This window comes from Sphingomonas sp. 10B4 (genome assembly GCF_035019905.1).
In the GTDB taxonomy this organism is placed as follows: Bacteria; Pseudomonadota; Alphaproteobacteria; order Sphingomonadales; family Sphingomonadaceae; genus Sphingomonas; species Sphingomonas glacialis.
The window spans coordinates 1-21,187 of record NZ_JASJVC010000025.1; the positions used below are offsets into that span (position 1 = coordinate 1).

Annotated in this window: 12 protein-coding genes and 2 pseudogenes; 7 read left to right on the forward strand and 7 right to left on the reverse strand. The window is 64.7% G+C overall.

Annotation, left to right across the window (positions count from 1 at the left end; genetic code table 11):
- Positions 1 to 124: 124 nt before the first annotated feature.
- The gene (locus tag QN347_RS09435) at positions 125 to 1,867 is read left to right on the forward strand and encodes a TonB-dependent receptor domain-containing protein (RefSeq protein ID WP_322163088.1); all 1,743 of its coding nucleotides are present in this window, start codon (positions 125 to 127) and stop codon (positions 1,865 to 1,867) included.
- A gap of 427 nt (positions 1,868 to 2,294) precedes the next feature.
- On the opposite strand, the gene QN347_RS09440 is transcribed toward QN347_RS09435, so the two are convergent.
- Positions 2,295 to 4,556 carry a glycoside hydrolase family 3 N-terminal domain-containing protein gene (locus tag QN347_RS09440; protein WP_322163087.1) on the reverse strand — a complete coding sequence of 754 codons (2,262 nt, stop codon included), beginning with the start codon at positions 4,554 to 4,556 and terminating at the stop codon, positions 2,295 to 2,297.
- 318 nt (positions 4,557 to 4,874) lie between these two features.
- Between QN347_RS09440 and QN347_RS09445 the strand changes: the two genes are divergently transcribed.
- Complete coding sequence (locus tag QN347_RS09445; protein WP_322163086.1) at positions 4,875 to 7,955, forward strand: TonB-dependent receptor; 3,081 nt, start codon at positions 4,875 to 4,877, stop codon at positions 7,953 to 7,955.
- Between the two features lie 36 nt (positions 7,956 to 7,991).
- On the opposite strand, the gene QN347_RS09450 is transcribed toward QN347_RS09445, so the two are convergent.
- Positions 7,992 to 9,437: a glucoamylase family protein gene (locus tag QN347_RS09450; protein WP_322163085.1), complete on the reverse strand. Its 1,446-nt coding sequence runs from the start codon at positions 9,435 to 9,437 to the stop codon at positions 7,992 to 7,994.
- Between the two features lie 115 nt (positions 9,438 to 9,552).
- Between QN347_RS09450 and QN347_RS09455 the strand changes: the two are divergent.
- A pseudogene (locus QN347_RS09455) lies at positions 9,553 to 10,821 on the forward strand (MFS transporter).
- On the opposite strand, the gene QN347_RS09460 reads toward QN347_RS09455, so the two are convergent.
- Complete coding sequence (locus QN347_RS09460; protein WP_322164190.1) at positions 10,805 to 13,033, reverse strand: glycoside hydrolase family 3 N-terminal domain-containing protein; 2,229 nt, start codon at positions 13,031 to 13,033, stop codon at positions 10,805 to 10,807. The pseudogene QN347_RS09455 and the gene QN347_RS09460 overlap by 17 nt on opposite strands.
- Before the next feature lie 179 nt (positions 13,034 to 13,212).
- Between QN347_RS09460 and QN347_RS09465 the strand changes: the two genes are divergently transcribed.
- From QN347_RS09465 to QN347_RS09475, 3 genes and pseudogenes are all read left to right on the forward strand, one after another.
- Entirely contained in the window at positions 13,213 to 14,238 is a 1,026-nt protein-coding gene (locus QN347_RS09465; RefSeq protein ID WP_322163084.1) for a LacI family DNA-binding transcriptional regulator, read from the forward strand.
- An 83-nt stretch (positions 14,239 to 14,321) separates the two neighbouring features.
- A pseudogene (locus QN347_RS09470) lies at positions 14,322 to 15,441 on the forward strand (IS3 family transposase).
- A 364-nt stretch (positions 15,442 to 15,805) separates the two neighbouring features.
- On the forward strand, positions 15,806 to 16,225 hold the full coding sequence (locus QN347_RS09475) for a globin domain-containing protein (RefSeq protein WP_323494019.1): 420 nt from the start codon (positions 15,806 to 15,808) through the stop codon (positions 16,223 to 16,225).
- Between the two features lie 101 nt (positions 16,226 to 16,326).
- Here QN347_RS09475 and QN347_RS09480 read toward each other — a convergent pair whose 3' ends face one another.
- The 4 genes from QN347_RS09480 to QN347_RS09495 are packed head-to-tail and all read right to left on the reverse strand — an operon-like array spanning position 16,327 to position 20,601.
- Positions 16,327 to 16,848: a YdcF family protein gene (locus QN347_RS09480; protein ID WP_322163082.1), complete on the reverse strand. Its 522-nt coding sequence runs from the start codon at positions 16,846 to 16,848 to the stop codon at positions 16,327 to 16,329.
- Complete coding sequence (locus QN347_RS09485; protein ID WP_322163081.1) at positions 16,845 to 18,416, reverse strand: cryptochrome/photolyase family protein; 1,572 nt, start codon at positions 18,414 to 18,416, stop codon at positions 16,845 to 16,847. Before QN347_RS09485 ends, QN347_RS09480 begins: the two co-directional genes overlap by 4 nt.
- Before the next feature lie 53 nt (positions 18,417 to 18,469).
- Positions 18,470 to 19,483, reverse strand: a complete 1,014-nt coding sequence (locus tag QN347_RS09490; RefSeq protein ID WP_133189042.1) for an inorganic phosphate transporter — start codon at positions 19,481 to 19,483, stop codon at positions 18,470 to 18,472.
- 8 nt (positions 19,484 to 19,491) lie between these two features.
- The gene (locus QN347_RS09495; RefSeq protein WP_416194525.1) at positions 19,492 to 20,601 is read right to left on the reverse strand and encodes a DUF47 family protein; all 1,110 of its coding nucleotides are present in this window, start codon (positions 20,599 to 20,601) and stop codon (positions 19,492 to 19,494) included.
- Positions 20,602 to 20,845: 244 nt separating this feature from the next.
- On the opposite strand from QN347_RS09495, the gene QN347_RS09500 reads away from it, so the two are divergent.
- Positions 20,846 to 21,076, forward strand: a complete 231-nt coding sequence (locus tag QN347_RS09500) for a hypothetical protein (RefSeq protein ID WP_133189044.1) — start codon at positions 20,846 to 20,848, stop codon at positions 21,074 to 21,076.
- The last annotated feature ends 111 nt before the right edge of the window (positions 21,077 to 21,187 follow it).

Genomic DNA, 21,187 nt, shown 5'->3' on the forward strand with positions numbered 1-21,187 from the left:
TGCGATCAGGTTTCGGACAACTTCCGCGTCATCGATCCTGCAGATTTCAGAATCATGGCTTGAGCGAGCGACGATTTCGCGGGTCGTCAAGCAGACGGAGTATAACGTCGATCTGTCGTCTGGCGTGTCCACCGGCAAATCGGAAGTCGTTCGCGGTGTTGCGGGTTTCGATGGAGAGGTGACAATCTTGCAGGCGCGGCCTTGGCGCTTCGAGGGGTATGTCAATTACGGCCGGTCGCATGTGACGAGCCGCAATCCCGAGCTCAACGAGCAGAACTTCCTCAACGCGATCAACGCGGTATCGTCAGGTGGGCAGATCACGTGCGCGCCGGGCGCTGTCAACTCGCCGATCGCGACCGTCAGCGCGACCTGTGCCCCGATCAATCCGTTTGGCGGCCAGGTCTCGCAGGCCGCGAAGGATTATATCACCACCATTGCAACGCCGGAAAACATCAACAACCAGTATGACGGCGTGGTATCGATCGCGGGCCCGCTGCTCAAGCTTCCGGGCGGGGATTTGGCTTTTGCGCTGGGGTACGAGCATCGCGCAGAAAACTCGCGGTTTAAACCCGGCGCTTTTTATCAGGGCGCCACGACCGACCTTTATCCCGGCGATTTCGACCAGAATGGCGATCCGATCGACCTGTTCTACGGCCGCTCGGTGCCGATCCAGCCGGTCTACGGGGCGTATCACACCAACGAGATTTTTGGCGAACTCAACGCCGATCTGATCTCGCCGTCGAATGCCGTGCCTTTTGTGCATCAACTGTCGATCCAGACCGCCGGTCGCTATATTTGGAATTCGATCGCCGGGAACGATCCGACCTATACCGTCCAAGGTCGATATGCCCCGCTTCCAGATATCGCGTTTCGGGGGGCCTATACCCGCGCGGTCCGTGCGCCCTCGATCACCGAAGCGTTCAATCCAACCTCGAGCGCCTTTGGTTTTGCTACCGACGTGTGCGACCAGTCCTTGCGCAACCAGGGGCCAGCCCCTGCAACGCGTGCGGCGAACTGCGCTGCGGCAGGCGTCCCGGCCAATTTCACCTCGCTTTCGAACCAGCGCTCGTTCTTCACCTACGTGTTCGGTAACCCCAAGCTCCAGAATGAAAAATCGGATAATTTCACGGTCGGCGCGGTAGTGACTCCACGTTTTCTCAAGGGCTTCAGCGCGACGATCGATTATATCGACATCAAGTTGCAGAATGCGATCAGCCAGTATTCCAACTCGCAAGTCGTCGCTGCCTGCTATGACGCCGCGACGTTCCCGGCGAATCAATTCTGCTCGCTCGTAACGCGCGATTTCTCTGCCGCGCCGGCGTCGAGCGGCTATGCTCAACTCAAGCAGGTCGGTTCGTCCTACTTCAACTCCGCGCAACTTCGCTACAAGGGTATTCTGGCCGAGGTGGAATATCGTACCCGCTCGGATTTCCTCGGCGCGGGGAGCCATATCGGCTTCTCGGTCAACTATCAGTATCTCGACACGCTCTCGACCGCGGCGACCGCCGGTTCGGCGCCAACCAACACCGGAAATTCGGTCGGCTATTCGCGGCACAAGGGCATTGCCACGGTTCGTTATGACATTGGCGGTTTCTTTGGGCAGGTGCAGGTCAACTATATCGGGTCGGCGCGGGTCGATCCTGATACCGCTTATAATTTCTACTCGGTGCCGAAGGTTGGTGCTTTCACCTATGTAAACCTCTCGCTGCGCTATGAAGTGAACAAGCAGTTCTCGATCAATGCCGACGTCGACAATCTGTTCAATGCGAAAGCGCCCTTTCCCTATCCTGCGTCGGGTGGGACAGCGACCTACTTTCAGGGCATAATTGGAACGTATCTCCGCTTCGGCGCGGCGGTGCATTTCTAAGCCGGGACACGACGTTCCCGAGGGCGGTGCTGTGCGGCACCGCCCAAGTGGCTACGCTCGGTAACGATCCTGCTCAACCGATTGAACAAGCGTCCGAAGAGGGAATGCGGATCGCACGGCCCGAACGATCGCAATCGGGTCGTACCGGCCGCGAAGCGGTCGGGGAAATTGCAGTTAGATCTACGGTGCGTTGATCGCGCCGCAGCGGATCGGTTTGAGAGATTGTTCTTTTTTTGTTCTAATGCGGGCATGGCTCGCTTCGATCATCAATCCGAACCAGTCGTCACGCCCGACGACCTTGCTGCAACCGTCCTGACGGCTCTGTCAGACCAACGAGGCGCTCGCTATCGTGGCCCAACGAGCCGCAAATCGAGAGCCCTGCCCCCTAGCCCGTTCCGCGTTAGACTGACAGCACCCGCGCAACCGCTTATACCACTACGATTGAGGCTGGCACGCCCGCGATCGAGGAGGGCGCGACCCAGACATCGAATGCCCCCGGCTCGGCGAAGCGGCGATAGTCGCGATGGACAAAGGCCAAATCCGCCCGCGTCAGCCTGAACGCCACGCGCGCACTTTGCCCGGGGTCGAGGTCGAGATGGCGAATGCCCTTCAGCGCGCGGACCGGCTGGGTAAGGCTTGCGACCTTGTCGTGGATATACAGCTGCGCCACCTCGTGCAGTCGCCGTTTGCCCGTGTTGGTGATCGTCGCCGAGACGATGATCGCGCCGTCGCCGGCAAGGGTCGTCGCGCTAACCGCGGTGCTGGAATAGCGGGCGGTCGCGTAGCCCAATCCGTGCCCGAACGGGTAGAGCGCTGCGTTCGTCACGTCGCGGTAGCGCGCTTTCCATGTCGGATCCGCGCCGAGTTGCGGGCGGCCGGTGGTGCGATGGTCGTAGAAGAAGGGCTCCTGCCCCGATGCCTGCGGGAAGCTAACCGGCAGGCGGCCCTGCGGCGCGACGGCGCCGAACACGATATCGGCCATCGCATGGCCCGTTTCGGATCCGAGGAACCAGGTCGCCAGGATCGCCGGCGCCGCGCGCACCGCGCCGCTCAGCGCGAGGGCGCGGCCATGCCGCAGCAGCACGATGACGGGTTTGCCAGTTGCGGCTACCGCTTCTGCCAGCACGCGTTGCGGCTCGGGGATCGTCACCTCGACCCGCGCCTGCGCCTCGCCCGACATGCGCGCACTTTCGCCGATCACCAGCACAACCACGTCCGACGCCTTCGCGGCCGCGACCGCCTCCTCGATCCCGCCCGCGAGCGGCGCCTCGTAATCGGCGCCGCGCGCCACGCGCAGCGTTGCCCCCGGCGCCAGTGCCGCGCGAAACCCCTCTTCCGGTGTGACGCACGACGCGAAATCGGGAAAACTCGCCCAGGGCCCAGGCATGTCGCCCCTGTCGGACACGCAGGGACCGATCAGCGCGATCTTCGCCGATGTCGCCAGCGGTAGCAGATCCCCCTTGTTCTTGAGCAGCACGATCGACTTGCCAGCCGCCTCGCGCGCCAGCACGATCGCCTGCGGCAGGCGCACGTCGCGCTGCTCGCGCGCGAGATCGAGCGATCGATAGGGATTGTCGAACAGCCCGAGCGCCTGCTTGACGCGGAGCACGCGCCGCACCGCGGTATCGACCGTCGCCAGCGTGACCTTTCCCGATCGTACCAGCGCGGGCAGATGTGTGTTGTACAGCCCGCTCTGCATCGAGATGTCGCATCCCGCGTTGATCGCCTTGGCCGCCGCATCGGCGCCATCGGCGGCGAAACCGTGGAGGATCATCTCTTCGTCCGATGTGTAATCGGACACGACCAGCCCCTTATATCCCCATTCGCCGCGCAATATGTCGGTGAGCAGATAGCGGTTGCCGGTCGAAGGCACCCCGGCCACGTCGTTGAAGCTCGCCATCGTCGACAGCGCGCCGGCGTCGAACGCGGCCTTGAACGGTGGCAGATGCGTCTCGCGCAGTGTCGTCTCGGGGATGTCGGCGGTGTTGTAGTCCATGCCGCCCAGCACCGCGCCGTAGCCGGCGAAATGCTTCGGGCAGGCCAGCACGCAATCCTCTGCCGTCAAATCGTCGCCCTGGAATCCGCGCACGCGCGCCGCGGCGAACTGCGCGCCGAGCCAGCTATCCTCGCCCGCGCCCTCGACGACGCGGCCCCAGCGCTGATCGCGCGCGACGTCGACCATCGGCGCGAAGATCCAGTGGATTCCCTTGGCGCTCGCCTCGACCGCCGCCGCGCGCGCGGTGCGCCGGGCGAGCTCGGGATCGAAACTCGCCGCTTCGCCGAGCGGCACGGGAAACGTCGTTTTCATCCCGTGGATCACATCGCCCGCGAAGATCAGCGGGATCTTGTGCGGCCCCTGCTCGACCGCGACTCGCTGGAGTTCGCGCCCCGCGGCGACGCCGATGCCGTTGTACAGCCCTGTCATCCGCCCCGCGGCGATCTCGCGCTTCACTGTATCCATGCTCTGCGCGACGAGCCCGGGATTGACCGGCGGCCCGTCGATCCGTGCGGGATCGCTGAAGATGCTGAGCTGTCCGGCCTTCTCCTCGAGGCTCATCGCGGCGATCAGGCGCTCGATCCGCGCATCGCGCATAAGACCGACACGCGCGACCGCGGGCGAAAGCATGATCGAGATCGCCGATACGGACGCGCCCTTGAGCAGCGTGCGGCGCGAAACATGGCTCGTCACTGGTCATCCTCTCCTGTGCCGTCGCGAATAGCCGTTGAGTCTCGGACGCGACGCATTTTCCGCTTGGCGAATGCGCATGAAACCGGTTACTGGGCAAGCCTTGGAACCGGTTACCCGGCCCGTCAGAGGCCGGTTCGGGGTTCCGTCCATCGCCGCGCTAAGGCAGGAAAAGACGGGTGTATCGCACGGGTTTCGGCCCGCAGGGTCGCGCGACATTCCGTCCCGCGCTGCTGCCGACGGCCCCCGCGCACGTGGCCGATCCGCTGACGAACGAGAACATGACGAGGCTGGCATCCGCCTCGAATTAGGGGAGACGACATGAACACGCTGATCAAGGCGAGCCTGAAGGTGGCGCTTGCGACTACCGCCCTCGTCACCGGGACGCTGCTGCTCAGCGCGCCCGCGATGGCGCAGACGACATCGACCGTGCGCGGGCACATCGACGGTGCGACCGCGGGCGCGACCGTCACGCTTACCGATCTCGGCACCGGCCATGTCGAAACGGTCAAGGCCGACGCCAAGGGCGACTATATTCTGGTCGGCCTGCCGCCGAGCACGTATCGCGTGGCCTCGGGCAGTCGCTCGGCCGAAGTCGTCGTGCCGCTTGGCCAGGCGGTCACTGTCGATCTCGCCGCACCCGCACCTGCCGCTGCCGGCGGTGGCAACGATATTGTCGTCACCGGATCGCGCGCGCGCGACGTGCGCACCGCGACTGTCGGCGCCAATATCTCGCGCTTCCAGCTCGAGAATTTGCCCAATGGCGACCGCAACTTCCTCAACTTCGCAGCGCTCGCGCCCGGCGTCACCGTCTCGCCGCCGACACTCGGCGGCAAGGCGCGCCAGGTTCAGGCGGGTGGCATCAATTCGGACAATACCAACACCTTCATCGACGGCATCAGCATCAAAAATTTGGTGAACCACGGCGGGACGGTTGGGCAGAATCTGTCGTCGGGCAACCCGTTCCCGGCGTCGGCGGTCGATCAGTTCGACGTCCAGACACAGAACTTCAAGGCCGAGTTCGAGCAGGCCGGCTCGGCGGTGATCTCGTCGATCACCAAGACCGGCGGCAACACCTTCCACGGCGAGATCTTCGGCGAATGGCAGCCCAAGGCGTTCATCAGCCGGAACTATGACGACCGCCCGGGTAAGCGCAACAACGCTACCGCGCCGTACGCAGTGAAACCCGATTTCGACACCAAATATTACGGCGCCAATCTCGGCGGCCCGATCGTCAAGGACAAGCTGACCTTCTTCGTCGATTTCGAAGGCACGAGTAAGACCTTCGGCGCGAACGACATCAACGTCTATAACGGTACGTTCCTGTCGGCGCTGCCAGCGGCCGCGCAGACCTATGCGCGAAGCGCCAGATCGCAGTATAACGGGAGCTTCCCCGCGACCTTCGACGAGAAGCTCTATTTCGGGAAGCTGACGTTCTACGCGACCGCGCGTGATACGATCAACGTCAGCGCGTTCATCCGCAAGGAATCGAACCTCCAGATCAATGGCGGAGCGACGACGATCGACGCTTCGACCAACAATCGCAACGACGAGCACCGGTATCAGCTGACGTGGAACCATCGTGGCGAAGGCTGGCTCAATGAATTCATTTTCGCGCGCGACGCCGCCGCCAACGGCGCGATCCCCAACGTCACGGGCCCGTCGAGCGTCGTGACCTTCAACAACGGCGCGACGACGGGCGCTGCGGCGCGGGCGCCCAATATCGGCGATACCAGGGTGTTAATCCTCGGCGGCACCAACTTTACGCAGGACGACAACCAATATCAGACGCTGTTTAAGGACAACGTCACCTTCTTCGGCGGGGCGCACACCATCAAGGCCGGCGTGAAGGTCAACTTCACCAAGTTGCAGAGGCTCGAGGATAATAATAGCGCCGGCACCTATTTCTACGATGCCAACACCTTTGTCGGCCTCGGCAATGCAAACACCGGCGCGCCCTATGCCGCGACGATCAACACCGCGGCGGTCAAGCCGGTCACCGCGAACAACACCGAGATTGGCGGCTTCGTTCAGGACGATTGGCGGCCGAACGACCACTGGTTGATCAGCGGCGGCCTGCGCTGGGACTATGAGTCCAACGCGGTTAACAACAACTATGTCACGCCGGCCGCGATCGCTACCGCCCTTCGCGCCTATCCCGGCTGGAAGGCGGCGGGGATCAACGCCGAAGATTACATCTCGACCGGCAACAACCGGAAGCCGTTCCTCGGCGCGTTCCAGCCGCGCTTCGGGATTTCCTATGATGTGAAAGGCGATCGCGATCTCGTTTTCGTGCTCGGCGGCGGACGCTATTATAACCGCTCACTGTTCATCGATTCGGCGATCGAGACCATCAAGAACCAGTATGAATCGGTCGTTACGATCAACACGCCGCCGAATTGCACGCTAGGAACGGCGCGCTGCGTAGCGACGATCCCGACCAACGTCGACCAGTTGCGCACGCTCGCCGCGATGCAGGGCGGCGAGGTCCATGTGCTCAACAACCGGACGCGGATGCCCTATTCGGATCAGGTCAATTTTGCGGTGAAGAAGCGCCTGGGCGTGGTCAACACCTCGATCACTTTCGCCTATATCAAGTCGCACAACATCTATCAGGAAGTGATCGGCAACCGCAATCCGGACGGATCGTACAGCCCGGGCGGCAACCCGGTCTATTCTTATAACGGCGTGCCCTATGCCGCGGGGATCTTCTACGGCACCGCCGCGATCAACACCGCGCCGCTGCCCGGCTATGGCGCGGTCTTCATCGGCAACAGCGACGGCAAGGCGCATTATGCCGCGGTCTATCTCCAGGCCGACAAGCCTTATACCGAGGCGTCGGGCTGGGGCTTCAGCACGACGCTGACGATCTCGAGCTCGCGCTCGAACGACACGCGCAACGGCGCCTCGATCGGCGATCCTTTCAACTTCGACGCGCCAACGATCGGCGCGCAGGGGTATGGCGATTCGAGCGGGCTCGAGCGCTGGCGCTTCGTCGCGACCGGCACCGTCAAGCTGCCGCTCAACATCCGCGCGACGGGCTTTGCAACGATCTCGTCGGGCCCGTCCTATGGCGGTGCGCTTTGCGGCATCCCGAGCACCGCGCCCGGCGGCGGCGGCTGCTACACGACCAATTTCGGCATCTATCAGCCGGGTGGAATCGGCTACAAGAACATCGACTTCAACATCGCGAAGACGTTCAAGATGCCCTACGCGCACGGCCATGCGCTGACTGTCTATTTCCAGGCGCTCAACGCGTTCGACTTCGTCAACCGCAACTATTCGACGTTCGGCGGCGGTTTGCAGACGCTCAACGGCGCTGGCCCGACACGCAATCCTGACACTGGCTCGGTCGCGAGCCAGGGACGCAACTTCAAGATCGGCGCTAAGTACACGTTCTAAGGGCGAGCGCCCCGGGGAAACCCGGGGCGCTGCCTGCTACGCTGCGAGCCAGCCGCCGGTGAAGCCCGCGCGCTGCAGCCCGAGCCGGATCGGCGCCGAGCGGCGCATCAGCCGCCAGATCATGCCGTCGCGCGCATTCGCGATCGCGCCGAGGATCGGTCCTTGGTCGATCCCGAGATAGTTCTCCGACACCCATCCCCGCACCGGATCGACCGCCCCGCGTTGGATCGGCTTTTCAGGGGTGCAAAAGCTCGGGTTGAACGCGTCGTAAAAGCCGTAGCGGCCGTAGAGCCGGTCGCCCTGCTGCTTGTGCAGCGCCAGCGTCGCCGGCACCACAATCTCGGGCGCAAAGGCGAGCGAGCCGATCGCCGCGGTCGGCGCGATCGTGCCGTCGTCGAAACCGTCGGGCTCGTCGACCGGCCCCCGCGCCGAATAGGAGCGGTAATAGGTGATGTGCCCGTTGACGTCATATTGCACGTCGGCCGGGCCGGCGGACGAGGTCAGCCCCCAGATGTCGCGCGAATAGCCCGCCCAACCCATCGGGTTGCGGATCGCATAATTCCGTTGCGCCCAGGTCGCGCGGCGGCTGTTCTCGAAATAATCCATCCCCGCTGCGCGCATCGCGGCGTCGCGGATGCCGCGAAAGTCGATCCACATCTGGCTGTATTGGTGGCCGAACATCGGCGCAAAGGCGAGCCGCCGCGTCGCGCCGCTGCCGCGCCAGCACTTCGCGTAGGGCCCACACCACGCCGCCCAAGCATCGGGGCCAACCGCGTGCGTGGGCGATCCCAGCGCGAGCAGATTGACCATCATGCCCTCGTTATAGCCGTCCCAATTGCGCGTGATGAAGCCGGCGCCGGGGTGCCAGCCCATCGACAGCACCGCCTGCCCGCGCCGGAACCACTCCCAATCCGCCCGCGCATAGATCGCTCGGGCAAGCCGGCCGATCTCGCGTTCGTCGGGATGGTCCTGATCATAATATTCGGCGGCGAACAGCATGCCGAGGAACAGTATCGTGCTGTCGACCGACGACAGTTCAACATCGCGGAAGCGCAGCCCGCTATCCATGTGGAGGAAGTGGTAGAAGAAGCCGCGGAAACCCACGACGCCGGACGTTCCATCGCCCTGCGGCGCCTGATCGAAGAAGCGCAGCGTCGCCAGCGTGCGCTCGCGCGCGGCGGCGCGGCCGATCCAACCACGCTCGACCCCGATCGGATAGGCGGTCAGCGCGAAGCCGACCGCGGCGACGCTGCAGAATTCGGGATTGGGCCAGGCGTCGGGCACCAGCCCGTTCGCCGGATTGCCCGTCTCCCAGAACCAGCGGAAGGTGCGTTGCTCGAGATCGTCGAACAAGGCCGGCAGCTTGGGTGCGCGCATGGAATCGCGGCGGCGATCGCGCGCCTCCTCGGGCGCCGTGACTCCGCCTGCCAACCCTCCCACCGCCATGAAGGTGGAGGCGGCGAAGGTACGGCGATCGATCACAAGGGCTCTCCAGCCCATGCCGGCTAGCGCATCGGGCACCGCGGATGTAACCGGTTACAGAGGTCGGTCAAGCGAAATGCCGAGCGATCAGCCAAGCCGTGCTATCGCGCCCTCGATGACCGATTCGGCATCCCTTGCACCACAGCTTTGCTGGCCCGCGCGGCTGCGGTTCGCGTCGGGGGATTTCGCGTGCAATCTCTTCTGGCAGAGCTCGAGCCTGTTTCTGTTTTTCTATTATACCGACATACTGCACCTCGCGCCGCAGGTGGCCGGCCTGATCTACATGATCGGTTCGGTGTGGGACGGTATCGCCGATCTGCTGACCGGCATCTGGGCCGAGCGCGGACGGCCCGCTTATGCGCGCGTAATCAGCTATGGCGCGATTCCGCTCGGGCTCGCCTTTCCATTGCTCTATTTCGCGCCGCCGTCCCACGGCATGGCGCTGGTCGTCGGCCTGCTGGTCGCGCAGATCGCGTTCCGGTCGCTCTACGCGCTGGTCAACATCTCCTATGCTGCATGGAGCGTACGGATCAGCAGCGACAGCCGCGACCGCGCGGCGATCGCGGGCGTGCGGATGCTGTTCGGTACGATCGCCGCGGTGGTGGTCTCGCTGTCCACCGAGCGGATCTCGCTCGCGGTGTCGGGGACGCCGACCGGAACGACGGGGTTCCTCGTCGCGGCGGCGCTATTCGCGGCAATCGCGACGCCGCTTCTGATCCATGTGGCGCGCGGGTCGCCACACGGCGCGGACGCATCGCCGATCGCGCCGCCGACACCCGTGCTGCGCGGTCTTGCCACATTGGGCGCCAACCGCGCGTTCGTCACGCTGTGCGCAGCAATGATGTGCATCGCGATCGCATCGACGATGCTGTCGCGCTCGGTGCTCTATTCCTTCACCTAGGTCGTGCGCGACGCGCTTGCCGGCACGGCCGCGCTGGCGGTTGCGGGCAGCACCGTGTTCGCGCTGACCGACACCGGAGCCGCCTGGCGCGCGGACCTGTTCCTCGTGACGATGCAGGCCGCCCTCGCCGCGTTCAGCTTCGTGTTCTGGGCGATGCTGCCCGATACCGTCGAATACGGCGAACTGCACAGCGGCGTGCGCGTCGAAGCCCTGTCGTTCGGCGTCGCCGCGTTGCTGCAGAAGGTGTCGATCGGCGCCGCGACCGCGATCACCGGATTTGCCTATTCCGCGATCGGCTATGCCCCGCAAACCGCGCAGTCGCCCGAAATCATCACCGATATCCGCTGGATCATGGTCGCCGCGCCGATCCTCGGCTGCCTGCTCTCGGCGCTGGCGATGGCCGCCAACCCGCTGCGCCGCGACACGCACCGGCGGATCGTCGCGACGCTGGCCGAGCGCGCCGCGGCTAGGCCGCCAGCGTAAAGCGGCCCGACACGCCCTCTGCCTCAGCCGATGGCGCGATCCAGACCTGAAACGCGCCGGGCTCGACCGTCGGCTTCATGGCGGTGCCGATGAACGTGAGGTCGGAGCGACGCAGCGTGAAACTCACCTTCTGCGATGCGCCGGGCGCCAGCGTAATCCGCCGATAGGCGACGAGCTGGCGCACCGGGCGCGTGATGCTCGCAGCGACATCGTGCACGTACAGCTGGACGACCTCATCCGCTACGACCTTGCCGGTATTGCTGACCGTCGCAGACACGCTCAGCGTGCCATCTGCCGACACCGTGCCGCCGTTGCTCGTCTCCAAGCCGGTATAGGCGACCTGGCCATAGGTCAGGCCATGCCCGAACGGGAACAGCGCGGTGTTGGGAATGCCGCGATAATGCGCCTTGAACGGCTCAAGCGGACCATCGGGGTTTGGCCGGCCGGTCGCCTTGTGCGCATAGTAATAGGGCGCCTGCCCCGTCGCGCGCGGGAAGCTGACCGGCAGCCGCCCTGACGGGCTGAAGCGCCCGAACAGGATGTCGGCGATCGCCGGCCCGCCTTCCGATCCGAGGAACCACGTCACCAGGATCGCGGGTGCCGCGAGTACCGCCCCGTCGAGCGCCAGCGCGCGACCGTTCTTGAGCAGCACCACGATCGGCTTGCCCGTGGCGGCCAAGGCTTCGGCGAGCACGCGCTGCGCCGCGGGCACGACGATCTCGGTACGCGCCTGCGCCTCGCCCGACATGTCCTGGCTCTCGCCGATCGCGAGCACTACGACATCCGCCGCCTGTGCCGCCGCGACCGCCGCGGCGATTCCGCCGTCGAGCGGCACATCGACGCCCGAGCCCGGCGTCACGCTGATCTCAGCCCGCGGACCGGCTTGCGCCCGCACGCCCGTCGCGAGATCGATCGCATCGGCATCGGATCCATAGACGTTCCACGGGCCGATCAGATCATGCTGTCCCGCCGCGAATGGGCCGACCAGCGCGATCTTGCGGTTCTGCGCCAGAGGCAGCAGCGCGCCATCGTTCTTGAGCAGGACGATCGAGCGCCGAGCCGCGTCGCGCGCCACCGCGCGGTTGGCGGGCGTGCCGATCCGCGCCGCTTCGCGCTTCGCATCGATCCGGCGGAACGGATCGGCAAACAGACCGAGCGCCACCTTCACGCGAAACACGCGCCGCACCGCCTGGTCGAGCCGAGCCATCGGGACGGCGCCCGAACGCACCAAGTCGGGGAGATATTTGATGTAAAGCGCGCTCTGCATGCTCATGTCGACACCCGCTAGGAAGGCCAGCCGTGCAGCGTCGCGCTCGTCGGCGGCGAAGCCGTGCGCGATCAATTCCTCATCGCCAGTATAATCCGACACGGTCAGCCCGCCGAAACCCCATTCGTTGCGCAGCACGTCGGTCATCAGCCAATGGCTGGCAGTCGCCGGAATCCCCGCCACTTCGTTGAATGCCGCCATCACCGACCCGGCGCCGGCATCGAGCGCTGCCGCGAACGGCGGAAAATACACGTCGCGCAGGCTTCGCTCGGAAATATCGACCGAATTGTAATCAAGCCCCCCCTCGCCTGCGCCATATGCCGCGAAATGCTTGGCGCAGGCCATCACCGCGTCGTTCGCGGTCAGCGTGCTGCCCTGGAAGCCGCGCACCCGCGCGCGCGCAAAATCGCAGCCGAGCAGCACGTCCTCGCCCGCGCCCTCGACACCGCGCCCCCAACGCGCGTCGCGCGCGATGTCGACCATCGGCGCGAAGGTCCAATCGATCCCCGCCGCCGCTGCCTCCAACGCCGCGACGCGCGCGGTCCGCTCGGCGAGCGCGGGATCGAAGCTCGCCGCCTCACCCAAGGGCACCGGGAACACCGTGCGGAAGCCGTGGATCACGTCGGCAGCGAAGATCAGTGGAATCTTCAACCGGCCGCGCATCGCGGCCTGCTGCATCGCCAGCGCCATTTTCGCGCCATTGCCGTTGAAGACGCCGGTCAGCCGACCAGCCGCGGCGTCCGCCAACTGACTCTCATAGCCACCGGTCGGGGCGATCGGATTGAGCTTGCTTGCGGCGCCGCCCGCCCAAGCCGCAGCCATCAGCGTCAGCTGCCCTGCTTTTTCCTCGAGCGTCATTTGCCCTACTAGCGCCTCGACCGCCAGCGGTAGCGCGCCGGTGCCAAGCGATTCCAGCAGCGCGCTAGCCGGACTGGAGCGCCACATCAGCGCCGCCGCACCGCCGAGCATTAGGCTGCGTCGCGAGACCTGTATCGTGTTCAATCAATCTTCCCCAGTTTTGCGAGGCCTATCGCAAATGTAACCGGTTACAGCAAGAGCCTTGCCGCGGTGCCGCTTTCGTGGTGCAAGCGGGCTTGAGAACAACAGCCGGAAACCTTCGCTTTATGGCGCATGCCACAATCCGTGATGTCGCTCGCGCGGCGAACGTTTCGATCGCCACGGTCTCACGTGCGTTGAACGGCCACGGAAATGTGCGCGCCAATCTGCGCGAGCACGTCCAGTCGGTCGCAGCCGCGCTCGGCTACGTGCCGCACACCGGCGCGCGCAGCCTTAGCTTGGCGCGCACCAACGCGATCGGCGTGATGTTGCCCGATCTTCACGGCGAATTCTATTCGGAGGCGCTGCGCGGCATCGACGCCGAGGCTTCCGCGCGCGGGTTGCAGCTGCTGCTGTCGAACATGCACGGCGATCAGCGCGGCACTGAGACTTTGCGCTTCATGCGCGGGCGTGTCGACGCCCTGATCATCATGGCGCCCGATATCGACCCCGAGCGCCTGCTCGCGCATATCCCGGCGAGTTTGCCGACGGTCCTCATCAGCTGTCCCGACGTCGCGGCGGACCATCCGCAGTTCCGCATCGATAATGTCGCCGCCGCCGATGCGATGGTCGAGCATTTGGTCGCGTCCGGGCGGCGGCGCATCGTCCACCTCTCTGGCCCGCGCGGCAACCGCGATGCCGAGGAGCGCATCGCCGGCTATCGGGCCGCGATGACCCGCCACGGCCTCAACCCGCGCGTCCTGACGGGCGATTTCGACGAGGAATCGGGGACAGCTGCCGCACAGGCGCTGCTCGGAGACGTCGAGGGGCCCGATGCGCTGTTCGCGGCGAACGACATGATGGCGATCGGCGCGCTCGTCGTTTTTCAGCGCGCCGGGCTTAACGTGCCCGACGACATCGCCGTCGCGGGGTTCGACGATATCCCGCTCGCCCGCTTCGTCACTCCGGCCCTCACCACGATGCGTGTGGGGATTGCGGAGATCGGCGCCGAGGCGGTGTCGCGCGCGGCGGCGATTCTCGCCGGGGGGAACGACACCGGGATACGCTGGGTTGCGCCGCAGATCAGGCAGCGTGCGAGCACGATCAGCGGTACTGCCGATACGCCGCCGCCGGCGCCGCACGGCATCTCCTGACGGTCAATAGACCAAGGTCCCGTGTGACATGCTCCCCAGAAATCATGCCATTGGTAAGTTAGCTCGTCAGATGGAGACGAGTGATGCAGCGAAGCCGATTTGCCGAGGATCAGATCATTGCTGTACTACGCGAGCATGAGGCTGGCGTGAAGACCGCCGACCTGTGCCGCAAGCACGGGATCAGCGATGCGACGTTTTACACCTGGAAGTCGAAGTATGGCGGGCTGACGGTGTCCGATGCTGCGCGATTGCGTGCGCTCGAGGACGAGAACCGACGGCTGAAGAAGCTGCTGGCTGAGTCGATGCTGAACGTGTCGGCGTTGAAGGATCTGCTGCGAAAAAACTGACCCGGTCTGCGGCGCGCTACGTTGCAGTGGAGAAGCTGATGGCCGACCACGGCTTCTCGTAAGCGTCGCGCCTGCAGGCTGGTCGGGGTCAATCGGTCAGCATGGCAATAAGAGCCGCTGCGCGGAAGGGACGACGTTGTCCGCGAGCGGATGCGCGAGATCGCCAATGAGCGCCGCCGGTTCGGCTATCGGCGGCTGGCGATCCTGCTCAAGCGTGAGGGCAAGAGCATGAACCTGAAGAAGGTCTATCGGCTATCTCGCGAGGAGCGGCTGACGGTGCGCAAGCGTGGCGGGCGCAAGCGCGCGCTGGGCACGCGGGCACCGATGGCGATCCCGCAGGAGCCCAACCAGCGCTGGTCGCTCGACTTCGTGTCGGACTCGTTGGCCTGCGGTCGGCGGTTCCGCCTGCTCAACGTCATTGACGTTACAGCCGGGAATGCCTGGCGTGCATCGTCGATACCTCTTTGTCGGGCCGGCGGGTCGTTCGCGAGCTGGGCGCCATCGCCGAACGTCGCGGGCTGCCGTGCGCGGTGTTCAGCGACAATGGCCCTGAGCTCACCTGTCACACCGTCCTCCCTGGTGCCAGGAGACAGGGGTCGAATGGCATTACATTGCGCCGGGCAAGCCGCAGCAGAACGGCTTCGTCAAAAGCTTTAATGGTCGCTTGCGCGACGAGTGCTTGAACGAGCACCTGTTCTCATCGCTGGCTGCGGCGAGACGGATCATCGCGGCATGGCGGACGGACTAAAACAATGTGGGTCCCCACCGCAGCCTTGGCGGGTTGGCACCCGCCGAGTCTACCAACCGCCCCAGCCAAGGGCATATGGACACCAAAGCTAAGGTATCAGCGGCCTGAAAATGGGGAGCACGGGGCAGATGAGGAGCCTACAGAAGTTCGCTTCGGTTCATGCCAACGTCCACAACCACTTCAATCACGAACGCCATCTCATTGATCGCCACACCGGGGATAATCGTACGCGCGCATGTGCTCTCACCGCCCGTCTATTAATGGCTACCGATCGCTGCCTGTTACCCAAAAATACCCCCAAAGCATCGGCACTCTATCGGGTTGAACTTGATCTAGATCATTGACGCGCGAGATTGTGCTGTATCATGATTTTCTGCCAGGCTGCGAGCTTGGCGGGTCAAGAAGGCAGCGGGGTAATCGGACACTGAAATGATGGAATATCGAACGATATAACCACCAGGGAGCAGCGAAGGTGGCTTTAACTCTAGAGCAGGTTCAGCTCGTGAAGGACAGCTACTCGCTGATTTGCAAGCATTCCGAACCGTATTCTATCCTCTTCTATCACCAGCTATTCCTAAAACATCCGTTCGTGCGCGCGCTATTTCCTGACGAATTGACGCACCAAACGAGTGTGTTCAGGCAAACCATCGATGTCTTGGTCGAAAACATCGCTGAACTTGCCCGCATGCGTCCGACCTTGGCGACCTTGGCCAGACAGCATGTTCAGTACGGTGTCGACACATACCAATATGCGATCGTCGGAGCCGTGCTGATCGATACGTTCGCAGAAATTCTGGAGAGCCGTTTCACTTCGGAGGCCCGTAAAGCTTGGGAAGCGCTATATGAAGAGACTGCGGCCATCATGATATCCGAGTCCAGCACAGGACATTAGCGCAGAACGCCAAGGTCGCTCGCACGCCTGCATCGGCCGTCCTGCCCGGCGCGTAGACCGACACGATCGCGGGCGGGACACCGACCGCGATAGCCTTCCCCTCATCGACGGCGATGGCGCCAGGCCGCATTCACGCCTGCGACCATATCGTAGGGGATCGCCGCGGCCTCGCGCATCCACATCTTGGCCTGCAACGGCCTTGGCCCACGCGCGACCATCCGCACTGGACGGCTGGCAAGGCCCAGCAACGCAAACAGCATCCGCACGCGAGGCTGGTGGTACGCATCGGTACAAGTCCGGATCGCCGTATAGCCGTGACGCCGCGCATAGCTCGAAGCCGCGCGAACCGTCTGGAGCGTGTCCGCGCTGACGTCATCGAGGATCAGCCGATCGCGCGCGACGGTGCCGTGCAGCAGTTCGGCCATCACCGCCGCCTCGGACGGTGGATAGGTCCCCACCCCGCCCGAGAGGAACAGGTCGGTGCGCGGATCCGCTTCGGCAACCGCAGCGGCATAACCGACGCGGCGCGCGAGTGCGGGGCTGGCCGTCCCATCGGCCCGCACGGCAGCCCCGAGCACCACGACTAGGGTGCGCGCAGTCGCCTCAGGTCTGTCGATCGTCATCGCGCATCCGATCCGCTATCCCGCGCCCACCCTTTCGCCGCCGGTACGAGCGTCGCGAGGAACGCCTGCGCACTCGCGCGGTAGGAATCGCGCACCTCGGGCTTCATCCGGTTCCACGTCGCGTACATGTTCGCCATGCGGTGATTGCGCCCGAACAGACGTTCGTGCCGCGCGAGAAAATCCCAATACAGCGCATTGAACGGGCAAGCGTCGGGCCCGACCTTCTTCTTCACATCGTAGCGGCATTTGCCGCAATGGTCGGACATCCGGTCGATATACGCGCCGCCCCCGGCATAGGGCTTGGTTGCGAGCCGGCCTCCATCGGCGTGCTGGCTCATGCCGATGACGTTGGGCAGTTCGACCCATTCATAGGCATCGGCATAGACGACGAGGAACCAGTCGGCGACGTCCTGCGGCCGCACGCCGGCGAGCATCGCGAAATTGCCGAGCACCATCAGCCGCTGGATATGATGCGCATAGGCATTGTCGCGCGTGTTGCGCACCGCCTCGGCGAGGCACAGCATCTGCGTGTCGCCGGTCCAGTAGAAATCGGGCAGCGGCCGTGTCGCCTCGAGCGCGTTCGCGGCTGCGACGTCGGGCATCTCGAGCCAGTAATAGCCGCGGACATATTCGCGCCAGCCGATGATCTGGCGAATGAACCCCTCCGCCGCATTGAGCGGGACGCTGCCCGCGGCATAGGCGTCGGCGGCGGCCTGCGCGACCTCGAGCGGGGTCAGCAGCCCGAGATTGAGCGCGGGGCTGAGCCAGCTATGGTAGAGCCAGTCCTGCCCCGTCACCATCGCGTCCTGATACGTGCCGAAATCGGGGAGCGCGGTCGTGACGAAATGCGCGAGCGCCTCGCGCGCCTGCGCGGCGGTCACCGGCAGAGCGAACTGCTCCAGCCGCCCGAAATGCTCGGCAAAGCGATCGGCGACCAGCGCCATCACCGCCTGCGTCGTCTCGTCGGGCGCGAAATGCATTGGCTCGGGATAATTGAGCCCGCGCTTGGGCGGTGCGCGATTGTCCTTGTCGAGGTTCCAGCGGCCGCCCTCGGGCTTGTCGTCGGGCGTCATCAGCAGGCCGGTCTTGCGGCGCATCTCGCGATAGAAATATTCCATCACGAGCTCGCTGCGCGCCTGTGCCCAGGTCTGGAATTCGAGGATGCCGCAGATGAAGCGATCGTCGATCAGCACGTCGACGCGAAGCCCGAACCGCTCGGCCCAGCCGTCGATCATCGTCCGCACGCGCCATTCGCCGGGCTCGACGATCCGGATCGCGCTTGGCCGATGCCGATCGACCGCGCGCGCGACTTCGCCCGAGAAACTCCCACTATTTTCGGGATCGTCGAGCCGGATGTAATCGACGCTCCATCCCGCCGCGCGCAGTTCGTCGGCAAAGTGCCGCATTGCCGAAAAGATCAGCGCGATCTTGCGCTTGTGGTGGCGGACATAGGTCGTCTCGTCGGCGACCTCCATCAGCAGAACGACGGTGCCGTCTTTCGGCACGCCGTGCAGCGAGGCGATGGTGTGCGACAGTTGGTCGCCGAGGATCGGAACGAGGATGGTCATCGCACTCCAACGTCCGGCGTCGCGCCGGGATGCACCACGCCGCGATTCGACGCTCAGAACAGCGTCGTCAGCATGTAGAAGGCCGCGCCGACCGCCGCCGAGGCCGGGATCGTGATGATCCACGCGACCAGCACGTTCTGCGCCACGCCCCACCGCACCGCCGACGCGCGCCTGGCGACGCCGGCACCGATGATGCAGCCCGTGATCGTATGCGTCGTCGAGACGGGAATCCCGAGCAGCGACGCCGCGAACACCATCACCGACCCGCCGAGCGAGGCGCTGAACCCCTGGTGCTGCGACAGTTTGGTGATGCGCGAGCCCATCGTCTCGATGATCTTCCACCCGCCGGTCAGCGTGCCGAGCCCCATCGCGACGTAGCAGCTGATCGCCACCCAATGCGGCACTTCGAAATCGCCGTGGAGATAGCCGGTCGAGAACAGCAGGACGGTGATGATTCCCATCGTCTTCTGCGCATCGTTAAGCCCGTGGCTGAGCGAATAGGTCCCCGACGAGATCAAGTGCAGCGCGCGGAACGAACGCTCCGCAGTGCGATGCGTGGCGCGGCTGAACAGCCAGCTCGACACCAGCATGATCAGCATCGACAGGATCATGCCGAGCACCGGCGACAGCACGATCGCGATCAGCGTCTTGTTGAGCCCGCTCCACTGCACCCCGGTGATGCCCGCATGCGCGACCCCCGACCCGATCATCCCGCCGACGAGCGCGTGGCTCGACGACGAGGGAATCCCCTTGAGCCAGGTCACGACGTTCCAGAACATCGCGCCGACCAGCGCGCCGAACACCACCGCCGGGGTCACCAGTTCCTGCGCGATCAGCCCCTTGCCGATCGTCGAGGCAACCGCGTGCAGGCTCGGAAAGGTGATCGTCAGGAAATAGGCGGCGAAGTTGAAGAAGCCCGCGAAAAGCACGGCGTGGACGGGTTTGAGCAACCGCGTCGACACGACCGTCGCGATCGAATTCGCCGCGTCGTGCAACCCGTTGAGGAAGTCGAACGCGAGCGCGACGGCGATCAGGCCGATCAGCAAGGGCAAGGCTAAGGTGTACATCGATCTGGTCAGGCGTGATCGATGACGATGCCATCGATTTCGTTGGCGACGTGTTTGAAGGCGGCGACGATCCGTTCGAGATGCTTGTACACCTCGCGTTGCACGATGAAGCCGAGCGTGTCGCTCGCGCCGAGTTCCTTGAACGCGCGTTTTACGCCGTTGGCGTGGATCGCGTCGGCCTGGCTCTCCATGCGGACCATCCGCTCGGTCAGTTCGTGCAGCCGCCCGCCATTCCTCCCAACGTCGCGCAGCAGCGGCATCGCCTCGGCGGTGAGCCGCGCGGCATCGACGATGATCGCGGCCATGTCGGTCATTTCCTGGGTGAAGTGCGCGACCTCGTACAGGTCGATCGCTTGCACCGCGGCCTGCATCTCGTCGATCGAATCGTCCATCGCGCCGATCAGGCTCGTTATCGCGCCGCGATCGAACGGCGTGAGGAAGGTGCGCCGCACCGTCAGCAGCATCTCGCGCGTGATGTCATCGGCGTCATGCTCGCGCTCGATCACTTCGCGGATATGGTCGGCGGCGCCGCCGGTGCCGTTGCGCAGCAACCGCGCGACCGCGTCGGCCGCGGCGCCGATCGCGACGGCGTGCGCTTCGAACAGCTCGAAGAAATTGCCGGTGCGCGGCAGGAGGCGTTGGAACCAAGCGAACATCGGACGGACTTTCGTAGTTTTGGCAACGGCCGCAAGCACACCCTTGCGCTCTGCGGCGGTCTTGAATTCGGCGGGGCCGAACGAGCGGATGAGATCGCGCAGATCGCTTTCATCGACCGCGTCCGCGGCGTCGGGGAGCGAGAACCAGCGGCGTTCGCGCTGCGACTGTTCCTTCCACACGTCGTGCTCGCGCGTCACCGCCAACGGGAAGACGTCGACATCGAGCATCAGCGAGGCGCCGTTGCCCTTGCGCTTGCGATAGCGGTACGATCCGAGCGGGGTCGGGCAGACGAGCCCGCTGACGCCGGCCTCCTCCTCGGCCTCGACCGCGGCGGCCCGGTGGGACGCCATCCCGGTCATCGGATTTCCCTTCGGAATGACCCATCGCTTGCTTTCGCGCGAGGTGACCAGCAACACGCGCACGGGCGCGTCGATTCTGGTCCCTTCGGTGCGATAGGGCAGTGCTGCAATCTGGCGGATGATCAGGCTCCCTTTGTTGCACCCCCGTATCGGACCGCCACGACGCCGCCAATCCCATGAGCGGCATCGTCGCTGCGGTTGGATGGGTCGCACGACGATCGCTCGCTACCGCCGAATCGACGCATATTCCACCGCAGACTTGCGTCTCGCGTGCGCTCCGGCGATGTCGGGCCAAGCCGTTCGTCGGAAACGGTACAGGAGCAGAGCAGCAAAAAATGCGAATCCCATGACTGCGCGGTCCCTGTCGCCGTCCGAGCCTGCCGTCCTGTTTCGCTCGCGCGCCGAATGGCCCGACGAGATCGAGCGGGCCGTGCTCGAGCAGATTGGCGACGGCCCTCTGGCCAAGATGATCCGCATCGCGATGACCGATCCCGATGAAGAGCTGTGGCGCTATTCGATCAGCGTGTCGGGACAGACGATCGCGGGGAAAGCGATCCGCGCTTTGGAGCTTCAATAGAGCGGACACGACATTGCGGCCGTACGCGTCGCCGCCTGCGATGTTCGAGATTGACGCAGTGCAGCATCGCACCTACCAGCCCGCGCTCCCAACCTCGCTAAGCCCGATCAG

What these genes read in the sequence shown, in the direction of transcription:
- QN347_RS09445 (WP_322163086.1), top strand. Translation starts at nt 4,875, where the DNA reads ATGAACACGCTGATCAAGGCGAGCCTGAAGGTGGCGCTTGCGACTACC.
- QN347_RS09460 (WP_322164190.1), bottom strand. Translation starts at nt 13,033, where the DNA reads ATGTGGCGCTCCAGTCCGGCTAGCGCGCTGCTGGAATCGCTTGGCACC.
- QN347_RS09465 (WP_322163084.1), top strand. Translation starts at nt 13,213, where the DNA reads ATGGCGCATGCCACAATCCGTGATGTCGCTCGCGCGGCGAACGTTTCG.
- QN347_RS09480 (WP_322163082.1), bottom strand. Translation starts at nt 16,848, where the DNA reads ATGACGATCGACAGACCTGAGGCGACTGCGCGCACCCTAGTCGTGGTG.
- QN347_RS09485 (WP_322163081.1), bottom strand. Translation starts at nt 18,416, where the DNA reads ATGACCATCCTCGTTCCGATCCTCGGCGACCAACTGTCGCACACCATC.
- QN347_RS09490 (WP_133189042.1), bottom strand. Translation starts at nt 19,483, where the DNA reads ATGTACACCTTAGCCTTGCCCTTGCTGATCGGCCTGATCGCCGTCGCG.
- QN347_RS09500 (WP_133189044.1), top strand. Translation starts at nt 20,846, where the DNA reads ATGACTGCGCGGTCCCTGTCGCCGTCCGAGCCTGCCGTCCTGTTTCGC.